The sequence below is a fragment of the Massilia sp. YIM B02443 genome, assembly GCF_030411955.1.
Lineage (GTDB): Bacteria > Pseudomonadota > Gammaproteobacteria > Burkholderiales > Burkholderiaceae_D > Telluria.
The window spans coordinates 25,097-48,575 of record NZ_JASNRA010000005.1 but is presented as its reverse complement, the minus strand read 5'-3'; the positions used below and the strand labels follow the sequence as shown (position 1 = coordinate 48,575).

Here is a 23,479-nt window from a genome sequence, read left to right as displayed (position 1 = left end):
TGGATGGGGTGAGGGCGCGCGGCTTACTTGCCAACGCCCTGGTACAGGCCGCGGTGGTCGACCGCTTTGGCGGCGAAGTCCAGGCGGCATTTCCAGGTGACGCCGTCGGTTTCGAAGCCGGTCTCGCTTTCGATGACCGGACCTTCCGCGCCGTCCAGGTAGCAGTACTCGACGGTGTCGACCTGGCTGTTGTTGCTTGCCAGGTACCAGCTGGTGTCGCTCGCGCCGTCCAGGATTGGCTCGACGATCGGCTCGACCGCGGTGCGACCGCCTGCACGGAATTCGTTCACATCGCCCTGCTTGGCAGGCACGTAATTCGCGCTGGTCAGCTGGTAGGCGTCCTGTTCCAGCGATGCCGGCACGATCAGGAAGTTCGGCGCCAGGTTCAGCTCTTCGCCCTGCAGGCCTTTCTGCAGGCGCATCGCAGTGCGGCCGGCTTTCAAGGTGCCCAGCTGCAGCGCGGAAGCAGTGCCGGTAGCCATGTTCTTGTGGTCCGCGTGGAACAGCTCCTTGCCATCGCCCATCATCGGATTGCCGGTCAGCTGGCTGTACACCAGACGGTTTTCCAGGCGGCTGGAACTGGCGCCAAACGCGGTCACCAGGCGCTCGAAAGCGCGCAGGTCGTCGTTGATAATGGCTGCACGGGTCAGCGAGACCATGCGGCCGTAGGTGACCAAGGCATACGAGACACCCGCGTCGGTCATCTTGCCGTACTGGAATTCACCAGCTTCATTGGTCTTCAGCAGGTCTGGTGCGCCCGACAGCTGCACGATGCTGATGTTCTTGAAGTCCGGCGCGTTCGGCGCGCGGCGTGCCCACTGGGTATAGGTGCCGAGGTTTTCCTGGTACGCATCGCGCATGCGCTTGTTCGCGACGTTTGCGAACAGCGTCGCGAAGTCGCTGGTGCCGTGAGCGGCCGAGCGGAAGTGCAGGATCCGGGTGGCGAGCGTCATACGATCCATGCCGCGGGTCGACACGCCATGCGATTCCAGGAAGTCGCGGCCGAGTTCCATGATGCTCAGGCCGCGATACTGGCGGCCGTTGTCGGTCAGCTTGGTGCCGGCATGGACGCGGTGCATGATCGCCTCTTCGAGACCGGCCATGCGCACTGCGTGCTCGCTGCCGACCACTTGGATGCGGACGTTGTTATGGCCGCCCTGAGCGGCATCGTTGCGCGCCAGCTCGTCCAGCACGGCGCTGCGCGCCTGGTCGAGCGAGTTACCGCTGCGAATCAGGCCAGCTGCCAGGCCGCTGACATTGTGGCGCGCGCACATCTCGGTGATGTCGGCGGCGCGGATTGCCGCTTCCTGCGCAGCGCGCGTGGCGGCATCGTCAGCAGCGGGCGGCGTCGCTGGTGCTGCGGCCGGTGCAGGAGCTGGATCAGCTGCGCGAGTGGTGGCAACAGGCGCGGGGTTCTGGGCGCCCGTCTGGGTAGCGATGGTCATGTTGTCTTCCTGGTTGGATGGAGCGGATTGGGCGGGCGCCCGGGTGATGAAATCGCACGGCACGCCGTTGGCCGGCGCGCTGCGCGTGCTGGCGTCGGCATCGGCCGGCACGGTGACGAAACTGATTTCGAACGGCTGCCACCGCACAGCGCGGTAGAGGTCCATGTTCACGCCGTCGGTACGGTCGATAGCGCGGGTGATCTCGAAGGTCATGACGTTGTAGCCGAACGAGATCGAGCGGATGATGCCTGCCTTGATGTCGGCGACGATGCCCGCCATTTCCGGACGAGTCGAAAGCCGCAAGGTCGCGCGGCCTTCGCCGTTGGCGATGCTGCCACGGAGTGCGATGCCGATGATCGACTGGACGCCGCCATGAATTCGGTGGCTGTCGATGACCTGGACGGTGCCGGCCTCGAAGCGCGCCATGTCGACGGCTTCCGGCGTGACAGCCAGCTCTTCTTCGTATGGCTTATCGGTCCACCAGTCATAACGGCGGACGCGCGAGCCGGTAGTCCACACCACCTCGACGGTGTTGTCGGCTTCGTTGTAAGTGGTCGGCACCAGCTGCGCCTCACGCGAGAGCGAGGGCATGTTGCGCGGGTCACCGGCTGAACGGGTTTGCGGAATGGTGGGGGTCGTCATGCACCCCACTCTACGTATTGCACTGTCTCAATTCTCGGAAAACTGAGACAGATTTTGCTCAACCTATTTTTCTTTGGTTACCGCGTAGTAGCGGCCTGCTTTCAGCTCCATCTTCTTTACCTGCTCTTGCGGAGCCTGGTCTACTGCCACCGGGGTGACAGGCTCACTTTCATCAGCCACTGTCTTTTTTGGCAGGCGCGGCAATTGAGTTGCGTCGATCATTAGTTATCTACTTGAGTGAAGTGAATAGTCCGGTGGAAGACTTCACCGTTTGCACAGTCAAAGCGCAACCTGCAGTAATTCAAGGGATCGGCTGACGTGTCCATCCCTCCCAGTTTGATCAACGCCAGGCTTCCCTGCATCTGTGGCTTGATCAACTCCACGACCCCAACTGGCGACGCAGTTACGTCGGTGACGGTGGTCATGCTATCCGCCAGGTCGTTACCGACGTCAGCCACGTAAAAGCGCTTATCCTCGGGGTCTTTCTCCAGCACCCACTGCAGGTCGACCTTGCCGAACCAGACCGTGCGGTCAATCTGTTCGCCATTCGCGAGGGTCACCCGGAACGTGCAGAAGTTCAGCGCACCGCGCAGCTCGTCGAAGCCGCCCAGCTTCACCGGTATCCGCGATCCCTGGATGACCGGTTGCTCGAGCACCTTGACGCCGGCCACGAACGCTTCCACTTCCCTGGCCGTCGTGCCCATCTCAGCAAGATCAATGCTGATATCGGCGACATAGTAGCGCTCGTCCTCGGGGACCTTATCGACCCACCACTTCCCGTCGCGGTAGTAGGGGGCGTCCGGCACTATCGCGTTCGGCTTCGTGCCGAACGGGATGACCCGCGTGCCGCCAGGGAACACGACCTTGCGGCTGGCCGGGATCTTGCTGGCGTCTATGACTATTTCCACCGGCGGCTGGATGTCCAGCGTTTTGAAGCTGTCCGACAGCGGTGCCGAGCGGTTGCCGGCGGCGTCGTAAGCGCGCACACGCACCTGGTACGTCGTGCCGGCGGTCAGGCTCGAAACAGCGAACGACCGCGACAGCCCAGCATTCACGTAGCTCGCGCCAGCGTTGATGCTGTACTCGTAGCCCGCCACCCCGACGTCGTCCGTCGCCGCCTGGAAGGCCAGCGTCGCACCGCTCGTGGTGATGTTGGTGATGCTGATTGCACCGTTCATCACCGGCGCCGTAGTGTCTGGCGCGGCGGCGGCCTGCGTCACGACCATTTCGGTTTCCACCGTCATCGGCAGCGGCAGCGCGCCGTTGCTGTAAACAGCGTTGGTCACGCTCGGCGCCGACCCGGACAGATACTTCACGATCGGCTCGACCAGCGTCACGCCGCACTCGATCTCGATCAGGCTGGCGTTGACTCGGTGCGCGGAAATTCCGCTCAGGGTCACGTAGCTGTCGTCCGGTTGCTTGTTCTGGACGGTGAAGCCGCCAGGCGCAGCAGGATTGAAGCTTGTCCCGTCCCGCGTGGTAACCACGCAGCGCACCTTGGTGCCGGTGTACGTCATCGCCGCCAGCGCCGGGCCGCGCACCATCCTCGGATCTTCCCCGAGGTAGAAGGCGCGACCAGCCTGATGCATCGCCATCGTGCCGCAAGCGGCATAGCCGTCGAGGCTCGGCGCCAGATGCACATTGTCCGACGCCGGCGCGAACTGCAGAACCTGCACCTGCACCACGCCCGGATAGTTGCCGATCCTGCTTTCAGCCTGGCGCAGCCGATCGGCTTGCACAGGATTGAGCGAAGGCCGAGGCGGCGAGCCGACCCACACGACTTTGAGGTCTGGGTTACCGGTCTCCGTCCGCAGGTCTTCGATCAGCTTCTGCATGTCGGCTTCGTGCGCCTTGCTCGACGCGATCCAGCCTTGGTAGGCGTCGTTCGCCCCTACCGTGATGTACGCGCCGAAAATCTTCCCTTTAACGGCCGCGATGGCTCGCGCCAGATTCTTGCGGTGCGTGCTGTTCGGGTCCAGCCAAGTGCGCAGCGTGGTTCCGGCCACGCCGTAGTTGAGCCATGCGATTGGCTTGCCGGCCACGGCCGCCAGCTCGTCCGCCATGCGGGTTGCCGCACCGGTGCTGCTCATTGCCGACCAGGCAGGCGCGGTGCCGCTCATCACCGCGGTATCGGGCGCCACCGTGAAGCCGGTGCCGCTTTTGTCTGTGAACAGGTAATCCGAGCTCGACGATCCGCAGTTGATCCAGGCGTCGCCGACGAGGATCTTGGCAGTCGAATACTGGCTTTCCGCCAGCACCACGCTGCCACTCTTCGTACGAGCCTGGAAGCGGTACGGCCCACCGTCTGGCACTGCACGGGCGCCGCTGTATGCAGTCGCGCCGATAGTCGCCGACTGCAGCGCCACCCAGCTGCCAAGCGCGCCGTCTGGAGCGATCATGCGCACCTCGACCGAGGTGGCCTGCGTGCCGCTTAGCGCGCCGGTGAATGTCACCGTCGCGCCAGTGCCGGTAGACGGCACCACCTGCAGCGGCTCGGCATTGCTGACGGTAACCGCGTCGGTTACTGCCGGCGGCTCGCTGACGCCTGCCCTATAGGCAAACGTGGGCTCCGCGCTCGTAGTGGGGGTGCCGGCCAGCGTGAACGGGAGCGAATTCGGACCGCGGTCCGCGATGTCGTCGACGTCACTTGCGCGCACGTACACGACCGGCGTGTAGCCGAGGTCGAAGATTTCCTTGCCGGCCGCGAGCTGGGCGATCTCGAACTTCGTGATCGCCAGATTAGCGCGAAGCATCCTCGACACCGATTGATCGCTCTTGCGGTCGGTCGTATTGTCCACACGCGAGCCGAACATGAAGCCGCTGCCGTTCAGCTCTTTCAGAATCGCGGCGTTGGTCGTCGTCGCTTCCGTGATCACGGCGCTGTCGTCGATCGGCGTGGAGGCCAGGGTCGGGCAGGTGTACAGGGTCGCCTGGGGCGACTGAGCGCCGCCGCTACGTTGAATGACGACCAGATGGCGCCCGCCAGAGAACTGCGTCGTGCTCAGGAGCGCCGGCGCGTTGGCGTTGGACAGCGTGTCGGCATAGACGGCGATGCGACCGCGCAGCGTAGTGCCGGAAACGCCATCAGCGTAGAACACGACATTCAGCGAACCAGCCGCTGCAAAAGCACCAGACGAGAAAAGGTACTGCGTAATGTTCCCAGTAACAACACCGTCGAAACCGACGATGAAGGCCAGGATCCAGTCGCCATTCGGAAACACGAGCAGCACGTGGTCAGGCGTGCTGATGGACTGGTTGCCCGCCGAGCGGTCGAACTTTTGCATCAGGATTCCTTGCTTGAACCGGAACCCTCGGCGCTGCTGCCCGTAGGCATATTGCCGCGCTGCATGAACAACATCACGTCAAGTATGCCAAGCTCACGATACAGCTTGATGTCCTTAGCGAGTTCCTCGGCCACGACCTTCGGGTCATAGCCGCGTTGCCGCAGCTTTTCGCTGAAACTGGACAGGCCGCCGCTGATCTCGGCCAAGTCGGCTTTCACATCCTGCTCGGGATTCACGTAGTCCCATTTCGGCACACTGAACTCCACCTCCATGTCCAGAGTCTTGATCAGTCCCGCCAACCAGGCATGCTGGACAAATGCCTGGTAGAGCGGAATGAGCAGTTTCGGAATCAGCGTGACCCACTGCATCTGGCCGACCGCGCGGCGGAAGTCGAGGATCCGCACGCGCGCGCTGCTGTAGTTGACCGCGCTCATGTCACCGGTCAGCAAGTGGTATGGCACACCCATGCCTGCCGCTATCAGGTGCAAAGCGAATTTGACGTACTCGACGTAGCCAGGCGCCGCCTTCGGCTCGACGACGGTGAAGTTCATACCGTTCGGCATGCCGAAGATGTTGCCGCCCCCGAGTTCTCCCAGGTCGCGGACGCCGCCGCCCGGTGCTTCTCCGCCGCCGCCCATAGCCGCGGGATTTTCCATGGCATTCATGTCGCCGCTCGCCAGCACCGACAGGCGGCTTTCCAGGTTCTTGCGCGCGATCTCGGCATCTTCGTACAGCTGCAGGTCGCGCACGCGCGCGATCACCGGTGCCAAACGCGAGAAGCCCCGGCCCTGACCAGGGCGAGCGGGATTGAACAGGTGGATGATCTGATTGGCCGGCACGCGCTGGCTCTGCGACCGCCCCCGCGCAACGGCGATGTCGCCCGGGTGTTGATCCCACAGGTAGTAAGCGGCAACCGCACCGAGCATGTCGTACTCGATGCCGTTGACAATCTGGTTGCCGTTGAGCGTGCCCGAACGAGCACTGTCAAGCCAGTCGATCTCCAACAGCTGCAGCTGCAGCGGAACCGGCAGTCCGTCGGTAGCACGGCGGGTGCGCAAGCGTACCAGCACTTCGCCGTCTTGCTCCATCGCCCAGTACGCAGCTTTGGTCAACCCGAAGAAATCGTACCTGCCGTCGGCATCGCAGACTTTCATCCAGCGCTTAAGCAGCTTGCTGAGCTTGTCCTTTTCCGGCCCGGTCGGACGTGGGAGGATACCTTCGCCTACCGTAGCCGCGACCAGTCCATCCAGGCCCGCCCAGATATAGGGAACGTTCTGTACCAGTGCGCGCGCTTTGTTGCGCAGGGTCTTCGCGTCGGCCTGGTGGTCAGCGTTGGCACTTGCGCCGGCACGTCGAGGGCGCCATGGGTCACGTGGGCTTGCGGCCTCGTAGGCGCGCTGCAGCTGCTGACGTGCGAAATGCCGGGCGATGCCGGCATGCGGGTTGACGAATCCGATGATGCGGTCGATGAAGTTGCGCATCAATCGCCCCGGCTGGTGGTGAAGCCGAACCTGAAGAGACGCGGCCCGCGATTCTGCAGACTGCCGTTGAGCACTTGGAAAGTATGCTGTCGCGCCTCCATGAGGGCCGCTGTGCTCTGGTAGTTCACGGTGCGACCATCAAAGGTCACCGATGTCACGCCGGAAGCGATTGCCTGGTCGAGAGCGTCGAGGTCTGATTGGGAGATAGCCATCCGCTCACGGTAGCGGGCTGGCTGTCTCATTTCTCGGAAAACTGAGATTACTTCTTTCCGCCCGGGGTCTTGATGATTCGGTAGACCGATGCCCTGCTGATATTCAGTCGGCGCGCGACTTCCGTCGCGTTGCGCCCGTCGAACAGACGCATGACTTCCTGTACGATCCGATCGCGCTCGGCTCTTGGTCGGCGCGGGATGTAGGTCTCGATCCCAGCAAACTCTCGCCTCGCCATCTGCTTGAGTTCGCCCGCTCGCTCTTTTAGCTCTGGAAACTCGATTGCGATGAACGCGAAGATCGAATCGATCAGGTCGGGATCGTCTAGCAGCACCGTGGTCACCACGGTCTCCCGGCTGGCCGGCGCTGTTGGGGTGCTGGGTTCGATTGCGGTTTCGGTTTCCATGGTTCTTGTGGTTGTAGTGGTGCGATAGGTGTTACAGGTGCAATCGGATTGCTGGAGACGGCCGTGTCGTCGCCAGGCTGTTCTGCTGCAGGTGACTCGCTGAACAAGTCGGGAGTTACGGGGGCAACGATCTCGCGCACCAGCTGCCACTGGCTGGCGGTCTTCTTATGCAGACCCAGGTAGTGAGCAGCGGCCAAGTTGTAGACCATCAAGTCACCGGCCTCGTTGCGGTCGTTCTTCTTCTTCTCCCACACACGCACCTTGCGGCCCCGCTTCCAGACCGTGATGCTGTACTCGGCGGTCAACTGGTCGAAGTACTCGTCGGGAAGCCCTTCCGGGAAGTGGGTCGCACCGGGGCCGTCGACCAGGTGGTAGCGGCCAGCCAGGTAGTCCTTCGCCGTGTCGGTACCGATCAACCACATCTTGGCGCCGTTCGGCATGACCTTGCCCATCCAGTTCACGTCGACCAGCGTGGGCTTGACAGCAAGGATCGGCTTGTTCGAGGTCGATGCGCCCTTGATCGCATAAATGTGTCGGTGCTGGCGGGTGCGGGTAAAGTTGTACACCTCGTTGGTATGAGCACCACCGGAGTCGATGAAGGTTGCTGCGATGCCGATCTCACGACCACCCGCATGCCGGTACTTCCCTTTCAGCAGCAGGTCGAGCTTGTCCCACGTGGCCTGCTCGGTCGGCGATCCCTGCACGATCTGGAAGTCGACGATCCAATCTTCCATCCCCTCGCCCCACGCCACCACCTTCAACTCCAGGCGATCGATCTGGGTGTCGACTGCGCCAGTCAGCAGCAGTCCACCCATCGGCACTGTACCGAGCTTGTAGCCGCCTGCGCGTGCCTTCAGCTCGGACGCCTTGGTCTGCTCCTTCTTCCGTTCCCAGCAGCGCGCCAGGCGGGTGTTGTAGAACACGATCATCAGCTCGTCGCTGCCCTCGTCAAGCTTGGCCCGTGCCGCACGGTACTCCAGCAGCAGCGCCTTCCAGGGCAACCAGCCATACGGCGCGAACATCGCGCTGATCGTGAAGCTCTCGGTCTCGCCATCACCAGCTACGCCGGCCGACCACGCACCGCGTACGAACATGCGGTTCTTGTCGGTCTCGTACATCATCGCGCCGCAGTCGATGCACGGATAGCATGCGCGGCCCTCGTCGTCTTCCTGCAGGCGCTCGAACACCAGCGGCTGTGCGTGGTCGCAGTGCACGCAATCGGCCAGCGCCTCGCGCTGCGTCCCTTGCTTGAACAGGCCTTCGATGATCGAGCGCCCTACCGTGGTCGGCGAGCTTGGGAAGTAGCTCTTGCGGTTGCGCTCGAAGGTGGTCTGGCGCGACTTCGCCAGGGCTACGGGGTCACCCTCGCCATTAACGTTGTTGTCGGCGCGGTCGACCTCGTCGAACAGCACGCGGCGGGCCGGGATCTCGGACAGGTTGGCGGCAGCGCCGGCCGTCACGATGTGCAGCGAGCCGCCGATGTACTCCTTGGTGTCCAGGGTATTTACCGAGTCGCGCGCCCGCGGTGCGGCCACCCGCTCGCGTACCGGCGGCACCGCAGCAATGGTCTTGCTGACGCGGGCGCTGGTACGCTTCGCCAGCTTGCCGGTCGGCAGAATCCACAGGAAGTTCGCTGGCGACTGGTGCACCGAGCAGCAGAACCAGTTGAGCCCCACCTGAGTCTTCAACATCTGCGACGCGCCCTTCAACGCCACGATCTTGCACGGGTGATTGTCCGACAGTGCGAGCATCACCTCGCGTGCGTGCGGCGTGCGGTCCGTGCGGTACTTGCCCGATTCATTGGCGCCCGATTCCTTCGGGATGATCATGTGCTGGTCAGCCCACTGGTCGACCGTCATGTTTGGGTCGGGCAGCAGGCCGCGCGCGATCGCCGGCCGCACAACATCGCGGGATGGCGTCAAGCCGATCATCCTGCATGCTCCTCAAGCTGCACGTCGAGGCGCTCGCCGAACGTATGCGCCATGCTCTCCAGCAGCGCGCGCATCTCGCGCTCGATCACGTCCTCGCACTCCTCGGCGGTACGCAACGGCGCCACGTCAGCTGCGATGCGGCGGGCGCAGTTCATCAGCCCATCGCGTAGCGCGCGCGTCGCCTCGAACACGGCGGCGTCGACGTCGGCCTTGAGCAGGAACTGGCCGGACATCTCGGCCAGCTTGATCTCGGCAGCCGCGGCCTCCGCAGCCTCCCGGCGCGCACGGCTTGTATCGTAACCTGGCACCTTGGCCGGCTTGACCTCGGACTCCGCACCTCCCGCACCCGCCGGGGTGCTGGCGGGCGCCTCATTTGCCATGGGGGCAGGTCGTTGGCTGTTCGCGCGCGGCCGGGTGTGTTTCTGGTACAGGTGCGTCGCGTAGTCCGGGTCGAGCTTCCCGTCGGTCACCGGGATCCCGCACCTGGTCACCGCCTCGTACGCGGACTGGCGCGAGATGCCCACCAGCTTGGCCCACTCGGCAACGGTTGTCAGGTTTTGCGTCATATCGATTCGTTGTCAGGTCAATTGTCAGGAAATGTTTTTGGGTTCCGCTAGTGCGATAACGGGGCCTGAATTACCCTTGCTAGCCCCCTCCCAGGAAGGACCCAACCCCGGGGGGAGGGGTTGCCCCCGAGCATCAGCGCCCCGGGCCGGGCCGCGGGCGGTTGAACTCGGCCTCGAAGTGGACAGGGAAGCGCGCCTCCGCAGTAGCCTGGCCGACCTCATGGAAGGGCAGGCGCTTCTTGTACTCGACCGCCTGCACGAAGATCAGCACCGGACGGATCGCCGTGCCCAGGGCGAAGCGGCGCTTCGCGTACACGCCTGGCACCAGGCCCTTGTTCCCGTTCGGAAGCGCGAAGTACGTGACGCCCTGGCGCGCGATGGTGCGGTTCGAACGCTTGCTGCCCGTGGCGCGCGACTCGTAGCCGCTGCCTTGCTGCACCTTCAGCTGCGACAGCATCTGGCGGATCTGACCGCGTCGCATGTTGCCATTGGCGTCGATGTCGGCGCCCTCGCCCGGCACGGCATACCAGCCTTGCGGCATCAGGCCATTCGCCTGCAGCATCCGCTCCATGCCCTTCAGGCCGCGCTGCCCACCGAAAATCTGTGGCCCGAGGAAGCGATCCGCCGGCGTGCCCTTGCCGAATGGGTTGTCCTTCACCCAGACGCGCGCCACCAGGCTGTCTTTGGTCGCAGACTTGATGAAGGTACCGTTCAGGGTGTAATTCGTTGGGCGATCGAACACCGAACCCATCTCTTGCTTGATCGCGCCCTGGGCGTCCTTCACCGTGCGCGTCAGCGCGATTGCAGCGGCGATCGGGCCACGACGGCCCAGATCGACGGTGCGCTCTGCTGCTGCTGGAAAATCGGTTCTGAAGTTCAATCGCATCGCTTCACCTTTGAATTGCTGGCTTTTCAGCCTGTCTCTAAAACCCTGCAAGTCTGAAACCCGCATGGATACTACTTCTTGGCAGGGTATGCAGGCATGCAGGGTTGTTCTTCATATGGCTATAAAAAAAAAGAACACCACTTATCCCACATCACTTCGCGCCTACATGCGCAAAACCCCGCAAACCCTACCTACCCTGCTAGAACTCACTATTCATGCGGGTTTCCGGCTTGCAGGGTTTGATTGCTACTCTGCGTAACCCTGCAACGCGCGGTCCGCACGGACCTTACCCAAGTCCCGGAACTTGGCGATCTGCTCATCCAATGGGTGCGGGAAATCGGCGTTGTCGACCACGAACACCATCCGGGTCTTCTTGTGCTTGCTGTCGACGGCCACGCTCTTCTTGGCCTTGTGCTCGCGCCCGCCGATCAGGCCGGCGAACTTGCACAGCGTGAGCGGCTTCTCGCCCGCCTTGTCGCACCAGCGCTTGTAGATGATGTACAGGTCCTCCGACAGGCATGAGCAGTACGGCGCATCCAGGTAGCCATCCTTCCAGGCGCGGTGGAACGACATCCAGCCGGCCAGGCCGAACTCAATCACGCGCTCCTTCGCCAGCGTCATCGGCGGCTTGGTGTGCTCGTTGAAGTCGTCCAGCGGCAGGTTCAGCAGGAAGTGGTAGAACGCCTCGATGGCGCCAGCCGCGATCGCATCCTTGACCTGGTCGTAGAAGGCCGGGTCCTGCTTGCGTCGCGCCTCGATCACCATGAAGCGCCGGTCCTCCAGCTCGATCGGGATCGGCTGCGGCTCATTGGACAGGAACACCGAGTTCATGTGGTTGCGCTCGTCGCGCGCCGGCAGGTTCTTCTCGTTGATGTTCATCGTCTTGCCGGTGATCATGTATTTGAGCGTGCCGTTGTGGCTGTACTTGTCATCGCGCGAGAGCACCTCCTCGAACAGCACGAACAGCTTCTTGCTGCGCCAGGACGTGAAGGTCGAGTCCAGCTGGTGTTGACTGGCGACCGTGCCGTAGTCACCGAACATCGGCAGCATCACGCCTTCGAAGAACAGCGACTTGCCGGTACCTTGCTTCTCGCCGAACATCAGCAGCGCAGTCTGCATCTTGGCGCCCGGGTGCTGGAGCGGGTACGCCAGCCAGCGCAGGATCCACTCCATGTGTTCCTCGGGCCGGTCCTCGGCGTCGCACAGCGATGCAAGGAGCGCGAGGATCGGCTCGATCAGCTTCGGGTTGTGCTTCGGCTTGAGCGGCCAGCCCAGGAAGATGTTCACGCAGCTGACTGGGTCGGCCAGCTGCGTAGGGTCGAACACCAGGTTGCGCGCCTCGATCGTCTTTCGCTGGGCGTGCTCCTGCCATTTCCCAGTCAGCTCGGCCGTATAGTCGGCCCGCACGGCGCCGAGCGACATGACCTGCTGGCCGATGGCGTCCCATACCGTCTCGGTCCCGCGGAGGAGCGTGAGGTTGTCGAGCATCTCGCCCAGCTTGCCGCCGCTGCCGCTGCCCTCCACTGCCTTGCCACCAACGAGGGTAGGCAGGGAGTCGCGCAGGATGGTACGCCGCTTAGGATCCTTCTCCCAGCTGGCCGCCAATTCCTTCCCGACCCAAGCTGTGAACGCGGACTTCTTTAGGCGCTGCTTGCGCCGGCTGTCCCACACGTCCGTCGTCGGATAGATCAGCTGGAAGTGCGCCAGCAGAATTTCCAGCGTCGGCACGCGCATGCTGCCCTCGACATCCTGCGGCTCGTCCGTTGGAGGTCCATCCGGTATCGGCGCGTCGTCGAGGTATGCCGGCGGTTCGCCGGCGGCCTGTTCCTGGCTAACGGCCTCGGTAACCGTGAGGGCGCGGGAGCGCGCCGCCAACACCTGCTCGCGTACGACGTCGAGCGATTCGGCGAGGTACAGGTCATTGAAGTCCGATTCCTTGCTATCGTCGGCTCGGGCCGCGAACACCGGGATCACCACCGACGCATTACCCACCGCACGCGCGGCGGCACGCGACCGCGACACGCCTGCGTTTTCGAACTTGGTCAACTGGACGCGCCGGCCCGAGCGAATGTCGGCTTCGATGTAGGGCGTCCCGGTCTGGTCTTCACGCCAGGTGGCGCGCACGTGCACGACGTCACCACCGGCAGACGTCAGCTCGACGTCATTGCCGTCGACGACCGGCACCCACTCGGTGTCGAATTCGTTGAGCAGGAACTCGCCCAGGCGCGCGACGAGACGCATGTCGTCGTCGGCCAGCAGGAGCAGATGGGCATCCGGGAAGTCGGCGCGCAGCTGCTTCGCCACGTGCAGCAAATTGCCGGCGTTGAAGGCCACCATGACGGGCATGTCGAACTCGGTCGCCATGCGTACCGTCTCGCACGTGGCATAGCCCTCGCCGATCGCGATCAGCGTGGCGTCATTGGTGCGACCGAGCAGGCAAGCGCCTCCGACCATGTCGATGCCGCTGCTGAACCGCTTCTCTCCGTCTGGCTGGATGCGCTGCAGGCCTGCCAGATTGGCGGTTCCATTGGCGTACTTGTACACCGGGACCAGTAGCACGCCGTCGGCGTCGACACGCGTCTTCTCGCTACCGACCCGCTTGCGTGCCAGGTAGGCCGAGGGCTCATCACTATCTGCTGCCGCCGCCCAGGCTTGGCGCCCGCGGTTCGCCGCCATCTCGGCCTTGCGTTGCTTGCGCTCCGCCTCGGCGCGCTCGTATGCGGCTTGCTTGCGCTCTGCCTCGGCACGTTCCTCGGGTGAGACGCCGGCCCAATCCATCTTGACCGTGATCGAGTTCGGGTTCTGGCCTTGCCAGATGCCGAATGCCCCGGTGACCACTTCCCGTCCCGAGTCCAACTTCAATTCGCGGAGCAGGTACCATGCCTTCTTTTTCGGGCCGAAGCGGTGCGCTTTGCCGTCGAGGACTGGATGGCCCTGCGGCAGCGCCGGCAGACCAGCTGCCGCCATCTGCTCGATGACTTGTTCACGCGTCAGCATGCTTCACCTCCTGTGCTGCACGGATCTGGGCCAGCCCGATCTGCAGGCGCGCCAGGATCCGCGCTTTTTCCTCGCTGTTGCGTTCGACTGGCGATGGCTCGGCCTCGATCAGCGGCTGTTTGACCAGGGTCTTTTGCGTATCAGGATTCATCGGTCTTGCTTTGGGTGCCCGGCCCAGTGGTGGGCCGGCAGTAAATCTGAAACATCAAGGCCATAAGCTCTTGCATGGTCTTGTGCATTTCCTGAGCGATCTCCTCTAGGTCGGCTCGCTCACGGCGGTCGATCTCGCCGTCTTTGGTCGCTTCGGTATAGGTCGCGGACAGACGCCCGAGCTCGGTGTACAGCTCATGGAATTTGCCATGCAGCTGCTCACCGCTGACGCCCTCGCCTTCCGGCAACTGGATGAAGACGCCGCCCGACTGTGCCGCGACCGCCTGTGCGAAGTGCGTGGTGCCGGAGAGAGCTTGGATCAACAGCGCCGTCTCAACGCGCATGCCTTGGCCCTTGACCTCATACACCCGTGCCTCGAGACCGGTTCGGGTCAGGTTAATGGAAGCAGCTGTGCCGTTCCACCCGTGGACCTTGATCATTTCTTGATAAGCGGACAACAAATCCACAGTGTTTCCTTCCATTCCTTGGGTGTTGCAAAGTGCTCAACACAAGTAACCTTGTGCAACCTTGCCAACAAACTATTTCCTATGTGCAACTTAGAGACCGAACGAAAGTTTCACCACCCTGCCGGGGATGACACCTTGGCTATGGAATTGACCGTGTACGTGCAGAGCGGCCCACTCTTGAAGCTACGAGCAAATTTCACCCCAATAGGGGTAACGTGGACTTACGAGCTGGGCTCAGCGCTCGACTCCGAGGCTGGCTCAGTTGCCACCCCGTGAAGCTGTGCTAGCTGCTGTAAGCCGCTGACGACCGCGTAGGACGGGCGCTTAACTCCTGCCTTGCCCGCCTCCATGTCGCTGATCGACGTTTGCTTAAGGCCCACCGCGCTACCGATTTGCGCTTGGGTCAACCCGGCCTTACGAAGGCCCGAAATCGTATGAGGAATGTCCATGGAAGAGATTATAGGAAATCCGATTTATCAAGTCAATCGGAATTCCGAACCTTTGCCGCACGATAATATCGGTATGTCTATAGGTTCACGAATTAGGGAGGCTCGCCGCGCAGCGAAGCTGACCCAGAAGGCGCTGGCTCAAAAGGTAGGGATGGGTCAAGCATCACTATCCGAGCTGGAGACCGGCGAAAGCCAAGGTACGACCATGGTGGCCTCATTCGCTGCCGCGCTCGGCGTAAACGCTCTGTGGCTAGAAACAGGAAAAGGAACAATGCACGGCGAGCATCCGAGCCAAGTAGATGAAGCGCCGTTTATAGAGAACAATTCCTTGTTTCCAGGAGCGTTACGGGTTGTTGTAGGTGACGAGCCGGATACTGTCGCGGTGCCGCGCGTCCGACTACGTCTTCGTGCTGGCGTTGCACAGTTCGACACCGAACCGGACATGAATGGCGACGGGCATGAGCAAATGCCACGCACTGTTCTGACCGCTTTACGTTTAGATCCACGCAACCTGTTAGCAGTACGTGTCCGGGGAATGAGCATGGAACCGATGTTATTCGAAGACGACGTCGTCATTATCGACACATCAGACGTGAAGCCAATCAGCAGGGAGATCTACGCTGTGAATTTCAATGGCGAACCTTGCATCAAGCAACTTCTCTACCGGGGCGGGCAATGGTATCTTCACTCGATAAACCCAGACCATGAGCCTGTTAATGTGAGAAGTGGGCAGTGCAGCCTTGTTGGAAGGGTGGTCTATCAACCTGGTCGAGTAGTAACTGGAAGACTTTAACTATGCTTAAAAAAATCATATCAACATCCCTTCTACTTGCTTCTGCGGCACCAGGAATCGTAGCCGCAAGTTCTTGCGCGACACTTGACTATCAAGAAATGAAGGACATGTCTGCGGCCGAGCTACTTGCCGAGTCGTGCGAAATAGGTAATGCAGTTAGAAAAAATCTTGATGAAGGAATGGCGGCGCTTGGTCGTTCTACGCAACCGTCTTCAAACGCGACTAGACAAACCAACTTTGAAAACTGCATTGCTCAGTCACGGAGAGTTGATCGGGTACTAGAGTCAAAAGGGATCACTATGGACACTGCAAGAGCTTTATGTAGGCTTCCACCCGACCAGCGCAAGGAGGCAGTTTCGAAGTTGCCTCCTCCTACAGAATAACCCCTTCTCACCCCCACAGTCAGCCCCGCGATGCGGGGCTTTTTTTCATCCCGCAACAAATTTATAGGAAATCCGATTGACTTGGTGGATCGGAACTCCGATAATTGCCTCATCAACCTTGATGAGGCGCACATGAAAATCTACCGCGTAGTCGTCCGCACTGCTCACATCGACCACCCCATGGTCATCCCAGCGTTGTCTGCCGGCGAAGCTGCCGAGCGGGCTGCAACTCAGTTTGGCGACGTCCCTTGTGGCATCACCGTCAAGGGGGAGCTCTGGTTATGAGCACTGCTAGCGTCCCAACCGTATGGCCGAAATCCGGCAACGACCTGGTCGATCGACTCATGAAGAACGCATTCGACCGCCCTCGCGATCCGCGCAGCTATCCCTACAAGCTCGGTGTATTCAGCCTACTTGCCAGTCGCGTCGCCAGCACCACACTTTCTCGTCCCTATGCGCCCGGCACGGTGGACTGCGACGCCTTTTACGCCGGTGTGGATGAAGGCAAGGTCATTTGGTCACAACACCAGGCAGAGGCCGCGCAATGATGTCCGCAGCCGCCTTCCGCGACGCGATCAAGCGCTGCGCTACCAATGCCACCAAGGACGCTCCGGCCGACGAAGAGCGCCGCCTGGCGAACTTCGTTGCGCGCCTCTCGGCCTCGATGGAGTCCCTTGGCGACCACGAGCTCGACGCGATGCTGTGGGGCCTGCTGGACTGCCCAGCGCCGACCCGAATTGAGCCGGCATTCCCGCTGATGTCGATCCAGGCGGCGTGACATGGGCTTCCTCAGCCTCTACCGCTACTACCGATTCATCGGCAAGCCGCGCCTCCTTGCAATGCGCTTGGCGCGGCATCACCGGATGCACCGGAGCTGATCATGCACCGCATCTCGCCAGACCGCGCCGCCCTCGAAGTCGCGCACCGCGCGCTCCGCACCGACGCTGCCCTGGACGAGATGCTCACCCACCCCGCCCTCAAGATCATCTTGGAGGCCGTCGCCCGCCGGCACATGCAGCGCCGCGCGCGGATCGACGTGAAGAAGCTGCAGGCCAACGATCAGGATTGACCACAAGATGACAACCCCGAACAGCCTCACCCCGAAAGCCGATTTCGTATCGCTGAAAGTCGCGGCCGAGGACAAGAACAATCCAGCCGTGTCGAAGGTGACGTCGTTCGCGGTCGATCCGCGCGTACTGGAGGTTGAGGAAGGCTTCAACGCTCGCCCGCTGAACGCAGACCACGTAGCCGAGATGTCGCTCGCGTTGCGCAACGGCGCCACGTTCCCGGCGCTCGATGTCCGCGTTGACGCCGGCCGCATCCTGATCGTTGACGGACACCATCGCCATGCCGCCGCGCTGGATGCGATCGCCAAGGGCTTCGACATCAAGTCGCTGGATGTCCGCCACTTCCGTGGCAACGATGCCGATCGCGTCGCACACATGATTTCCAGCGCCGGTGGCCTGGCGCTGACGCCGCTGCAACTCGGCGTCCAGTACCGCAAGCTGATCGGCTTCGGCTGGACTGAAACGCAGATCGCGAACCGCGGCGGCAAGAGCGTTCAGCACGTCAAGGACATGATCCTGCTCGGCGAGGCCAACAGCGACGTGCACCAGCTGGTCAACGCGGGGAAGATTTCCGGCACGGCGGCGCTCAAGGCCGTCAAGCAGCACGGTAGCAAGGCCGGTGCGGTCATCCAAGAAGGGCTCGAGCAAGCCCAGACCGAGGGCAAGGAGAAGGTCACGCCAAAGGCGCTGGCACGAGCTGGCCGCGCACGCAGGCCGGACGACAAGTTCTTGGCGGCGTGGCTCATTGCAAACGCACACCTGGACGGTATTCCATTCCCTGGAGAGACACACCGAATCTACACGATGACCTTCCGGGTACCGAAGGAGATTGCCCATAGCGACGACCTTCGCACGCTGCTCACGGACGCAGCTAACTACAACACAAACTGAAAGGATGATCATGGATCAGACCACCATCAGCACCGGCTCGCGCGTCAAGTTCGACAGCGAAGCCGGCCCCCAAACCGGCACCGTCCAGGACATCAAGACTGACCTCGGCAATGGCGCCAAGGTTGCGTTCGTACGCGTCGCTGGAACGCTCGACGGCGCGCCATGGCGCGTCCCTGTCAACGAGCTGCAGCACGTGGAGGCCGCGTGATGTGGTTCCGAAATCTTCAGATATACCGCCTGCCTGCGCCTTGGCATTTCACGCCGCAGCAGTTGGAAGAAGCGCTCAAGCCGCAAAGCTTCGTGCCTTCCGAAAGCAACGAACTGTTGCGCCAAGGCTGGGATGCGCCGCGTCCGAACGGCGGCCTGGTGCACACCGTGAACAAGCAGATGCTGATCATGCTCGGCACCGAAAAGAAACTGCTGCCGGCATCGGTCATCAACCAGGTGGCCAAGGCCAAGGCGGCCGAACTGGAAGAGCAGCAAGGCTTCCCGCCAGGCAAGAAGGCAATGAAAGACCTGAAGGAGCGCGTGGCCGACGAACTGCTGCCGCGCGCCTTCACCCTGCGCAGCAACGTCTGGACCTGGATCGATCCGGTCAACGGCTGGCTGGTGGTCGATGCCACCAGCCCGACCAAGGCCGATGACGTCGTCAAGCTCCTGCTCAAGGCCGTGGACAAGATGCCGCTGGAGTCGCTGCGTGTGCAGAAGTCGCCGGTGACCGTGATGACCGGCTGGCTGGAAGCGGACGAAGCCCCGTACGGCTTCACAATCGACCAGGACACCGAACTGCGCGCCACCGGCGAGAGCCGCGCCGCGGTCCGCTACGTCAAGCACACGCTGGAGCCAGACGACGTTGGGCGCCACATTGCCGCCGGCAAGCAGTGCACGCGTCTGGCCATGACCTGGAACGATCGCATCAGTTTCGTTCTGACCGAAGACCTTGCGATCAAGGGCGTCAAGCCGCTGGACGTGATCAAGGAAGGCGGTAACCCAACCCACAACGATGAGGAGCGATTCGACAACGACGTCATGCTGATGACGGGTGAGATGGCGAAGATGTTGGGCGACCTTGTAGGGGCACTTGGAGGCGAAGCCAAAGCATGAATACTGCAGCTATCCTCACCGCCACAGCCCGCCTCGACCAAGCCCATCTCGACGCGGTAGAGACGGCGTGCCACCCTTCGAGCAAACCGCATCGAGAAGCAAAGAGACTGTTCAAAAAACATCTCGCCGAAATTAACACAGCCGCCGAACAGTTGGGCCAAGAGCGCGAGAAGTCGTGGACGGCTGTAGAGGACAGGCTGCCAGATGACTCCTTGCTCGTACTGCTCGCACTGAATGACGATGACGTCTGGCCTGGCTACCGCGACGGCGACATCTGGCGCTACGTCGACGCGATGCCGATTACCGGTGAGCGCGTTACGGATTGGATGCCTATGCCACTGCCCCCAGTCAGGAGCGCAGCATGAGTAGCTGGGGAACTCCAAGCCGGGTCAGCACCGACCTGTACCGCGAGCGCACGGTGGCCGAGCCGCCGGTCTCGCTTCGCCGCAAGAGGTGCGCATGCGGCAAGGTGGTGACGGCGAAACAGTTGGTGCAGTACGGCGCATGCGTAGCCTGCGTGCGTATCGCTGCCAAGCAGGTGAAGGAAGCAGCATGACAGGCCCTGTAGTGATCGAACACGACCGGCCGCTCGACGAGCAAGGCTACCGGCATCACTTGCTGCTGCTTAAGTCCATGCACTGCGCACGCCCGGTCCTCTACCAAGGCCTCAACCAGTTCATCAGCTGCCTGAGCATGAACCGTGACGGCGGCGGCATCTCGATGACGGTCTACCTAGCCGGCAAGAGAGATGGCATCGACAGTAGCGAAGTTCAGATTAAACACGCAACACATGAAAGGACAACGGCATGACCACTATGACCCTGGAGGCGCTACGCAGTCTGGTCGCGGATGATGTATTCGCGAGCACTTTTCAATCGGTGAGCCAGTACCGCGGCGCGCTACTTCGTCAGTTCGACAACCTGGTCGAGATAACCCCCATCAGCGCCGCCGAGGACCCCGTCGCAAGCAACACCGCCAGCGTTCTGAAACTGCAGGTCAAAGATTCCGGCGCCTGGCGCAATGTTCTTAGCTTCGCGTCACGGCACATACGCGATGTCAAGTGGACGAGTGCAGCGCTTCTTAAGGCCGCCGGAAGCGAGAAGACCGCGCTCCGAATCTGTGAGGGTGACCAGGTGCTGGCCTACTGCGAACAGCCAGCGTGCGAATGGAGGGTGCGATGAACCAGGTATCGACCAATCCTCTCGCGGCGCGCGGGTTGCGACCTGTGGCCGAGCTGGCCGCTGGGCGCGGCCACGGCGATCGGCTGCGCTACATGAGCGGCTGCCGCTGCTTCGCCTGCCGTCGCGCCAATACTGCATATGAGGCGAAACGCAAAGTAGCTCGCGCCGCTGGCGAAGGAAACGGCATCGTGCCAGCTACCAAGGCACGCGCTCACTTAAAGGCGCTGTCGGCTCTGGGTGTGGGGCGGCGTTCCGTCGCCGCAGCGAGCGATGTGGGTAACACTGTGCTGTCCGACATCATTTCCGGACGCAAGACCAACATACGCGCGGCTACGGAGCGGGCTGTCTTAGCGGTGACTGCTGATGCAACTGGCGATCGCGCGCTGGTGTCAGCCAAGCAGACCTGGAAGATGCTCGACGAACTGATCGACGACGGCTACACACGACGGGATCTGGCTGTTCGCCTCGGCAGCAAAAGCAGGACCCCGGCGCTACAGCTCGACCGTGACCTTGTGACCGCCCGCAATGCCTACTTGGTTGAGCGCCTGTACGGCAAACTGAAGTTCGAATGTGCGAAGCCGACCATCAAGCTCCTCAAAAAACTCCGTGAAGAAGGCTATACCCATCACCAGGTGGAGCAGAAGCTGACTGAGCTCGCAGCGAAGATCGGTGACGTGCCGCCGGTGATCACGCCAAACAAGAGGGGGAGGATCAGCACTAAGGCTGCTGACCTCATGGAGCAGATCTTTCAAGAATTGACCGCCTGATGAAAGACGAAACACACATGACTACTACACCAACCGCCCCCAATACCGTCAGCAATGCCTTGATGCGCCGCATAGGCAAGATCAAAGCATTGGCTGAGCGTGGTGTGGATGGCGAACAGGCTGCTGCGCAGGCGATGCTGGAGAACATCCTGGCCCGGCACAACCTCACGATGGCCGACATCGAGGACGAAGCACCAGTTCGCAACTGGGTCGAGGTGCACTACTCCGGCCAGCACGAACGGATACTGATGTTCCAAATCATCCGCAAGGTTGCGCAGCTTTCCGGCAGCGTTTCGTACCGACAGCGTAAGCGAGTGCGGACCAGTCTTTCAGTTCAACTCTCGGCCACCGAGCACGTCGAGGTTGAATTCCTGTTCGCACTGATGAGCAAGGCGCTCGCCGACGAATTTGACAAGGTCGTAAGCGCTTTCATCGTTCGAAACCGCCTGTTTGGCCCGAGAGCCGAGAGCGACGACGACGAGCCAGAGCATGAGCGAACACCCGAAGAACGCGCCCGTTTGCGCCAGATCGCAGCTATGGCCGACATGATAAACCCCGTCAACGTAAGGAAGGCCATCACAGCATGAACACTGCAGCCAACGCAGGAGGCCCGACAATGTACAACGACAGCGACTTCATCGCCCGGATGGCCGCCGAGCTGGCAAAACAGCTGCGGCCCTCGCTGCCAATCGAAATCGACTTATGGGATATCGCCACCATCGCAACGTACCTAAAGCGCAGTGAGTCAGTTGTGCGCGAGCGCATGGCTTGCCTGCCAGACTTCCCTAAAGCAATCCGCTTACCGTCAACCCGGTCGGGACGGGGGCATGCGCTTTACCGTGCTAAGGAAGTAATTCAATGGGCATCCAGGTATCAAGATAAAAACTAAACTGAGAATAACCTCATAAAAAAAGCCACTAAATAGTGGCTTTTTTTTACGACTTCTTTTAACTGGCCTGCCGATAAGAATACTGCTCTACAAAATCCTTCGCCAACATCTTGTTTGCTACAATGGCAATTGCAAGACGGCACAACGAGCTACAAAGACCTTTGAACTCAATAGCTTTACCAAAGATTGAGTACCCTGCTTTACGGATCATAGACCAGGCACTCATCACCAAAGCTACTGGAAGCATCATAATTGCCAGCAATAAAAGAGGGCCTGAGCTTACGATCATATAGCTCATCATGGCACTCACTGCTTCACGTCTGAATTCGGCAATAAAGGCTTTTTGCTCATCATTGTCGGCCGCGAACTTAGACGCTACTCTAGCAGTGAGAGCAGCTTGCAAAGCAGGCGTCTCTTTTACTTTGATTTCCATGAAAACAAATTCACCAAATGAATATGATTCAGTAAATCGAAGATAACCATTTATCAAATTTCTTAGATGACGATATAAAGGCGACTCCAATGACCATCCGCGAGTTACAAACGTTTCACGGAGATGATCACGCAGGTCAAACAATCGATCGCGATATGTATCCAAAATACTGCGCCGCAAAATAAAACGCCAAACCAGTATAAGTAACAGACCGTTAAAGCCGATTAGAAACAAATTCATTTAAGGACCCTCCGTGGTCGACGGCGTGTCGCCAGACTCTGTTAAACCACTTGACTCGTGGTAAGCGTCTCCAGCTTCTCGCGTTGCACGCCTGTTTGCATAATCCACAAGCAAACGCTTCTTCCCCTTGCGCTCAAGCATCCATCCCCCGGCACATCCAGCAGCTACCACATAGCCAAGGATACTACCAATTTCAAGATTCTTCACGACCTCAGCAATCGCGCTGATGCCCTCTGGGTTAGCGTTTGCCATCAGAACCAAGGCATCAAAGATGAGGTATATACAGCCAAGTATGGTACCTAAGGTGGCGAGTGCTTTAAAAAAATTCAAGACTTTGCCAAATTTTTCAGCACCCAACCGAAGCTTCGCGAACTCAAGTTCGTTCTTGTTCAAGCTGCTCTCTCCCTACATGAGGATAGTATTCTGATGAGCCAGCCATGATAGCATGAGCTCCCTGCGAGGTTTGGCTAGTTAGTTGAGGGAACTGGTCTCTTTGCAACACGATTACTCAAAAATTACGCAAATAACTCCTAAGCTATTGATTATTATAAGTATTTGATTCCGGCCGGAGGCACCACCCATTAGCACCAACATCAACCCGCATGCTGTTCGGCATCGCGGGTTTTTTGTTGTCCTGGCGCTCAAGCAAATCCATCTCGCGCCGATATATCCTCTATTAAATCAGTAAAAACGAAATGCGAAAGCCGCGCTAGCGCCGAGTCGTCCGCTCGTCCTCTTGCACCGGACATGACCGCATCACGTGGCCTTGTTCACTATGAAAACCCCAAGTATCTTCTAGCGAGCTACCGCAAATTCT

General features: G+C 60.9%; 30 protein-coding genes. 15 read left to right on the top strand and 15 right to left on the bottom strand.

The window, feature by feature from the left end; genetic code table 11:
* Positions 1–23 precede the first annotated feature (23 nt).
* From QPK27_RS07105 to QPK27_RS25440, 13 genes are all read right to left on the bottom strand, one after another.
* Positions 24–2,087: a prohead protease/major capsid protein fusion protein gene (locus QPK27_RS07105; protein ID WP_290417516.1), complete on the bottom strand. Its 2,064-nt coding sequence runs from the start codon at positions 2,085–2,087 to the stop codon at positions 24–26.
* Positions 2,088–2,150: 63 nt separating this feature from the next.
* Complete coding sequence (locus tag QPK27_RS07100; protein ID WP_290417515.1) at positions 2,151–2,309, bottom strand: hypothetical protein; 159 nt, start codon at positions 2,307–2,309, stop codon at positions 2,151–2,153.
* Positions 2,309–5,371 (bottom strand): sialate O-acetylesterase, encoded by a 3,063-nt coding sequence (locus QPK27_RS07095; RefSeq protein ID WP_290417514.1) that lies wholly within the window; start codon positions 5,369–5,371, stop codon positions 2,309–2,311. The genes QPK27_RS07100 and QPK27_RS07095 overlap by 1 nt, the downstream gene beginning before the upstream one ends.
* Positions 5,371–6,852, bottom strand: coding sequence for a phage portal protein (locus QPK27_RS07090; protein ID WP_290417513.1), 1,482 nt, complete (start codon positions 6,850–6,852; stop codon positions 5,371–5,373). The genes QPK27_RS07095 and QPK27_RS07090 overlap by 1 nt, the downstream gene beginning before the upstream one ends.
* Positions 6,852–7,064 (bottom strand): phage head-tail joining protein, encoded by a 213-nt coding sequence (locus QPK27_RS07085; protein ID WP_290417512.1) that lies wholly within the window; start codon positions 7,062–7,064, stop codon positions 6,852–6,854. Before QPK27_RS07085 ends, QPK27_RS07090 begins: the two co-directional genes overlap by 1 nt.
* Positions 7,065–7,111: 47 nt before the next feature.
* Positions 7,112–7,405, bottom strand: a complete 294-nt coding sequence (locus QPK27_RS07080) for a Mor transcription activator family protein (RefSeq protein ID WP_290417511.1) — start codon at positions 7,403–7,405, stop codon at positions 7,112–7,114.
* The gene (locus QPK27_RS07075) at positions 7,402–9,399 is read right to left on the bottom strand and encodes a phage terminase large subunit family protein (protein ID WP_290417510.1); all 1,998 of its coding nucleotides are present in this window, start codon (positions 9,397–9,399) and stop codon (positions 7,402–7,404) included. Before QPK27_RS07075 ends, QPK27_RS07080 begins: the two co-directional genes overlap by 4 nt.
* On the bottom strand, positions 9,396–9,965 hold the full coding sequence (locus QPK27_RS07070) for a hypothetical protein (RefSeq protein WP_290417509.1): 570 nt from the start codon (positions 9,963–9,965) through the stop codon (positions 9,396–9,398). Before QPK27_RS07070 ends, QPK27_RS07075 begins: the two co-directional genes overlap by 4 nt.
* Before the next feature lie 133 nt (positions 9,966–10,098).
* Positions 10,099–10,851 (bottom strand): hypothetical protein, encoded by a 753-nt coding sequence (locus QPK27_RS07065; protein WP_290417508.1) that lies wholly within the window; start codon positions 10,849–10,851, stop codon positions 10,099–10,101.
* 246 nt (positions 10,852–11,097) lie between these two features.
* The gene (locus QPK27_RS07060) at positions 11,098–13,848 is read right to left on the bottom strand and encodes a DUF5906 domain-containing protein (RefSeq protein WP_290417507.1); all 2,751 of its coding nucleotides are present in this window, start codon (positions 13,846–13,848) and stop codon (positions 11,098–11,100) included.
* Positions 13,835–13,999 carry a hypothetical protein gene (locus tag QPK27_RS07055; RefSeq protein WP_290417506.1) on the bottom strand — a complete coding sequence of 55 codons (165 nt, stop codon included), beginning with the start codon at positions 13,997–13,999 and terminating at the stop codon, positions 13,835–13,837. The genes QPK27_RS07060 and QPK27_RS07055 overlap by 14 nt, the downstream gene beginning before the upstream one ends.
* Positions 13,989–14,465 (bottom strand): YmfL family putative regulatory protein, encoded by a 477-nt coding sequence (locus QPK27_RS07050; RefSeq protein ID WP_290417505.1) that lies wholly within the window; start codon positions 14,463–14,465, stop codon positions 13,989–13,991. The genes QPK27_RS07055 and QPK27_RS07050 overlap by 11 nt, the downstream gene beginning before the upstream one ends.
* Before the next feature lie 221 nt (positions 14,466–14,686).
* Complete coding sequence (locus QPK27_RS25440; protein ID WP_374047023.1) at positions 14,687–14,914, bottom strand: helix-turn-helix domain-containing protein; 228 nt, start codon at positions 14,912–14,914, stop codon at positions 14,687–14,689.
* On the opposite strand from QPK27_RS25440, the gene QPK27_RS07045 reads away from it, so the two are divergent.
* The 15 genes from QPK27_RS07045 to QPK27_RS06975 all read left to right on the top strand — a co-directional run bounded on the left by QPK27_RS07045 (position 14,913) and on the right by QPK27_RS06975 (position 21,989).
* Complete coding sequence (locus QPK27_RS07045) at positions 14,913–15,707, top strand: XRE family transcriptional regulator (RefSeq protein ID WP_290417504.1); 795 nt, start codon at positions 14,913–14,915, stop codon at positions 15,705–15,707. The genes QPK27_RS25440 and QPK27_RS07045 overlap by 2 nt on opposite strands.
* A gap of 515 nt (positions 15,708–16,222) precedes the next feature.
* Positions 16,223–16,375: a hypothetical protein gene (locus QPK27_RS07040; protein ID WP_290417503.1), complete on the top strand. Its 153-nt coding sequence runs from the start codon at positions 16,223–16,225 to the stop codon at positions 16,373–16,375.
* A gap of 59 nt (positions 16,376–16,434) precedes the next feature.
* A complete protein-coding gene (locus tag QPK27_RS07035; protein WP_290417502.1) occupies positions 16,435–16,638 on the top strand; it encodes a hypothetical protein in 204 nt (67 codons plus the stop codon).
* Positions 16,635–16,868 carry a hypothetical protein gene (locus QPK27_RS07030; RefSeq protein WP_290417501.1) on the top strand — a complete coding sequence of 78 codons (234 nt, stop codon included), beginning with the start codon at positions 16,635–16,637 and terminating at the stop codon, positions 16,866–16,868. Before QPK27_RS07035 ends, QPK27_RS07030 begins: the two co-directional genes overlap by 4 nt.
* A 102-nt stretch (positions 16,869–16,970) precedes the next feature.
* Positions 16,971–17,159 carry a hypothetical protein gene (locus tag QPK27_RS07025; RefSeq protein ID WP_290417500.1) on the top strand — a complete coding sequence of 63 codons (189 nt, stop codon included), beginning with the start codon at positions 16,971–16,973 and terminating at the stop codon, positions 17,157–17,159.
* 7 nt (positions 17,160–17,166) lie between these two features.
* Entirely contained in the window at positions 17,167–18,048 is an 882-nt protein-coding gene (locus tag QPK27_RS07020) for a ParB N-terminal domain-containing protein (protein WP_290417499.1), read from the top strand.
* 10 nt (positions 18,049–18,058) lie between these two features.
* Positions 18,059–18,256 (top strand): hypothetical protein, encoded by a 198-nt coding sequence (locus QPK27_RS07015; protein ID WP_290417498.1) that lies wholly within the window; start codon positions 18,059–18,061, stop codon positions 18,254–18,256.
* On the top strand, positions 18,256–19,152 hold the full coding sequence (locus QPK27_RS07010; RefSeq protein WP_290417693.1) for a recombination-associated protein RdgC: 897 nt from the start codon (positions 18,256–18,258) through the stop codon (positions 19,150–19,152). Before QPK27_RS07015 ends, QPK27_RS07010 begins: the two co-directional genes overlap by 1 nt.
* Entirely contained in the window at positions 19,149–19,517 is a 369-nt protein-coding gene (locus QPK27_RS07005; RefSeq protein ID WP_290417497.1) for a DUF551 domain-containing protein, read from the top strand. The genes QPK27_RS07010 and QPK27_RS07005 overlap by 4 nt, the downstream gene beginning before the upstream one ends.
* Positions 19,514–19,708, top strand: coding sequence for a hypothetical protein (locus tag QPK27_RS07000; RefSeq protein ID WP_290417496.1), 195 nt, complete (start codon positions 19,514–19,516; stop codon positions 19,706–19,708). The genes QPK27_RS07005 and QPK27_RS07000 overlap by 4 nt, the downstream gene beginning before the upstream one ends.
* On the top strand, positions 19,705–19,962 hold the full coding sequence (locus QPK27_RS06995) for a hypothetical protein (RefSeq protein ID WP_290417495.1): 258 nt from the start codon (positions 19,705–19,707) through the stop codon (positions 19,960–19,962). Before QPK27_RS07000 ends, QPK27_RS06995 begins: the two co-directional genes overlap by 4 nt.
* The gene (locus QPK27_RS06990; protein WP_290417494.1) at positions 19,959–20,333 is read left to right on the top strand and encodes a hypothetical protein; all 375 of its coding nucleotides are present in this window, start codon (positions 19,959–19,961) and stop codon (positions 20,331–20,333) included. Before QPK27_RS06995 ends, QPK27_RS06990 begins: the two co-directional genes overlap by 4 nt.
* Entirely contained in the window at positions 20,330–21,100 is a 771-nt protein-coding gene (locus QPK27_RS06985; protein WP_290417493.1) for a hypothetical protein, read from the top strand. The genes QPK27_RS06990 and QPK27_RS06985 overlap by 4 nt, the downstream gene beginning before the upstream one ends.
* On the top strand, positions 21,100–21,687 hold the full coding sequence (locus tag QPK27_RS06980; protein WP_290417492.1) for a hypothetical protein: 588 nt from the start codon (positions 21,100–21,102) through the stop codon (positions 21,685–21,687). Before QPK27_RS06985 ends, QPK27_RS06980 begins: the two co-directional genes overlap by 1 nt.
* A gap of 29 nt (positions 21,688–21,716) precedes the next feature.
* The gene (locus tag QPK27_RS06975) at positions 21,717–21,989 is read left to right on the top strand and encodes a hypothetical protein (protein ID WP_290417491.1); all 273 of its coding nucleotides are present in this window, start codon (positions 21,717–21,719) and stop codon (positions 21,987–21,989) included.
* A 58-nt stretch (positions 21,990–22,047) separates the two neighbouring features.
* Here QPK27_RS06975 and QPK27_RS06970 read toward each other — a convergent pair whose 3' ends face one another.
* Positions 22,048–22,662 (bottom strand): hypothetical protein, encoded by a 615-nt coding sequence (locus tag QPK27_RS06970; RefSeq protein ID WP_290417490.1) that lies wholly within the window; start codon positions 22,660–22,662, stop codon positions 22,048–22,050.
* Entirely contained in the window at positions 22,663–23,055 is a 393-nt protein-coding gene (locus QPK27_RS06965) for a hypothetical protein (protein ID WP_290417489.1), read from the bottom strand. It lies immediately after the preceding gene.
* Between the last annotated feature and the right edge of the window lie 424 nt (positions 23,056–23,479).

What these genes read in the sequence shown, in the direction of transcription:
- QPK27_RS07105 (WP_290417516.1), bottom strand. Translation starts at nt 2,087, where the DNA reads ATGACGACCCCCACCATTCCGCAAACCCGTTCAGCCGGTGACCCGCGC.
- QPK27_RS07100 (WP_290417515.1), bottom strand. Translation starts at nt 2,309, where the DNA reads ATGATCGACGCAACTCAATTGCCGCGCCTGCCAAAAAAGACAGTGGCT.
- QPK27_RS07095 (WP_290417514.1), bottom strand. Translation starts at nt 5,371, where the DNA reads ATGCAAAAGTTCGACCGCTCGGCGGGCAACCAGTCCATCAGCACGCCT.
- QPK27_RS07090 (WP_290417513.1), bottom strand. Translation starts at nt 6,852, where the DNA reads ATGCGCAACTTCATCGACCGCATCATCGGATTCGTCAACCCGCATGCC.
- QPK27_RS07085 (WP_290417512.1), bottom strand. Translation starts at nt 7,064, where the DNA reads ATGGCTATCTCCCAATCAGACCTCGACGCTCTCGACCAGGCAATCGCT.
- QPK27_RS07075 (WP_290417510.1), bottom strand. Translation starts at nt 9,399, where the DNA reads ATGATCGGCTTGACGCCATCCCGCGATGTTGTGCGGCCGGCGATCGCG.
- QPK27_RS07070 (WP_290417509.1), bottom strand. Translation starts at nt 9,965, where the DNA reads ATGACGCAAAACCTGACAACCGTTGCCGAGTGGGCCAAGCTGGTGGGC.
- QPK27_RS07065 (WP_290417508.1), bottom strand. Translation starts at nt 10,851, where the DNA reads ATGCGATTGAACTTCAGAACCGATTTTCCAGCAGCAGCAGAGCGCACC.
- QPK27_RS07060 (WP_290417507.1), bottom strand. Translation starts at nt 13,848, where the DNA reads ATGCTGACGCGTGAACAAGTCATCGAGCAGATGGCGGCAGCTGGTCTG.
- QPK27_RS07055 (WP_290417506.1), bottom strand. Translation starts at nt 13,999, where the DNA reads ATGAATCCTGATACGCAAAAGACCCTGGTCAAACAGCCGCTGATCGAG.
- QPK27_RS07045 (WP_290417504.1), top strand. Translation starts at nt 14,913, where the DNA reads ATGGAAGAGATTATAGGAAATCCGATTTATCAAGTCAATCGGAATTCC.
- QPK27_RS25440 (WP_374047023.1), bottom strand. Translation starts at nt 14,914, where the DNA reads ATGGACATTCCTCATACGATTTCGGGCCTTCGTAAGGCCGGGTTGACC.
- QPK27_RS07040 (WP_290417503.1), top strand. Translation starts at nt 16,223, where the DNA reads ATGAAAATCTACCGCGTAGTCGTCCGCACTGCTCACATCGACCACCCC.
- QPK27_RS07035 (WP_290417502.1), top strand. Translation starts at nt 16,435, where the DNA reads ATGAAGAACGCATTCGACCGCCCTCGCGATCCGCGCAGCTATCCCTAC.
- QPK27_RS07030 (WP_290417501.1), top strand. Translation starts at nt 16,635, where the DNA reads ATGATGTCCGCAGCCGCCTTCCGCGACGCGATCAAGCGCTGCGCTACC.
- QPK27_RS07025 (WP_290417500.1), top strand. Translation starts at nt 16,971, where the DNA reads ATGCACCGCATCTCGCCAGACCGCGCCGCCCTCGAAGTCGCGCACCGC.
- QPK27_RS07020 (WP_290417499.1), top strand. Translation starts at nt 17,167, where the DNA reads ATGACAACCCCGAACAGCCTCACCCCGAAAGCCGATTTCGTATCGCTG.
- QPK27_RS07015 (WP_290417498.1), top strand. Translation starts at nt 18,059, where the DNA reads ATGGATCAGACCACCATCAGCACCGGCTCGCGCGTCAAGTTCGACAGC.
- QPK27_RS07010 (WP_290417693.1), top strand. Translation starts at nt 18,256, where the DNA reads ATGTGGTTCCGAAATCTTCAGATATACCGCCTGCCTGCGCCTTGGCAT.
- QPK27_RS07005 (WP_290417497.1), top strand. Translation starts at nt 19,149, where the DNA reads ATGAATACTGCAGCTATCCTCACCGCCACAGCCCGCCTCGACCAAGCC.
- QPK27_RS07000 (WP_290417496.1), top strand. Translation starts at nt 19,514, where the DNA reads ATGAGTAGCTGGGGAACTCCAAGCCGGGTCAGCACCGACCTGTACCGC.
- QPK27_RS06995 (WP_290417495.1), top strand. Translation starts at nt 19,705, where the DNA reads ATGACAGGCCCTGTAGTGATCGAACACGACCGGCCGCTCGACGAGCAA.
- QPK27_RS06990 (WP_290417494.1), top strand. Translation starts at nt 19,959, where the DNA reads ATGACCACTATGACCCTGGAGGCGCTACGCAGTCTGGTCGCGGATGAT.
- QPK27_RS06985 (WP_290417493.1), top strand. Translation starts at nt 20,330, where the DNA reads ATGAACCAGGTATCGACCAATCCTCTCGCGGCGCGCGGGTTGCGACCT.
- QPK27_RS06980 (WP_290417492.1), top strand. Translation starts at nt 21,100, where the DNA reads ATGAAAGACGAAACACACATGACTACTACACCAACCGCCCCCAATACC.
- QPK27_RS06975 (WP_290417491.1), top strand. Translation starts at nt 21,717, where the DNA reads ATGTACAACGACAGCGACTTCATCGCCCGGATGGCCGCCGAGCTGGCA.
- QPK27_RS06970 (WP_290417490.1), bottom strand. Translation starts at nt 22,662, where the DNA reads ATGAATTTGTTTCTAATCGGCTTTAACGGTCTGTTACTTATACTGGTT.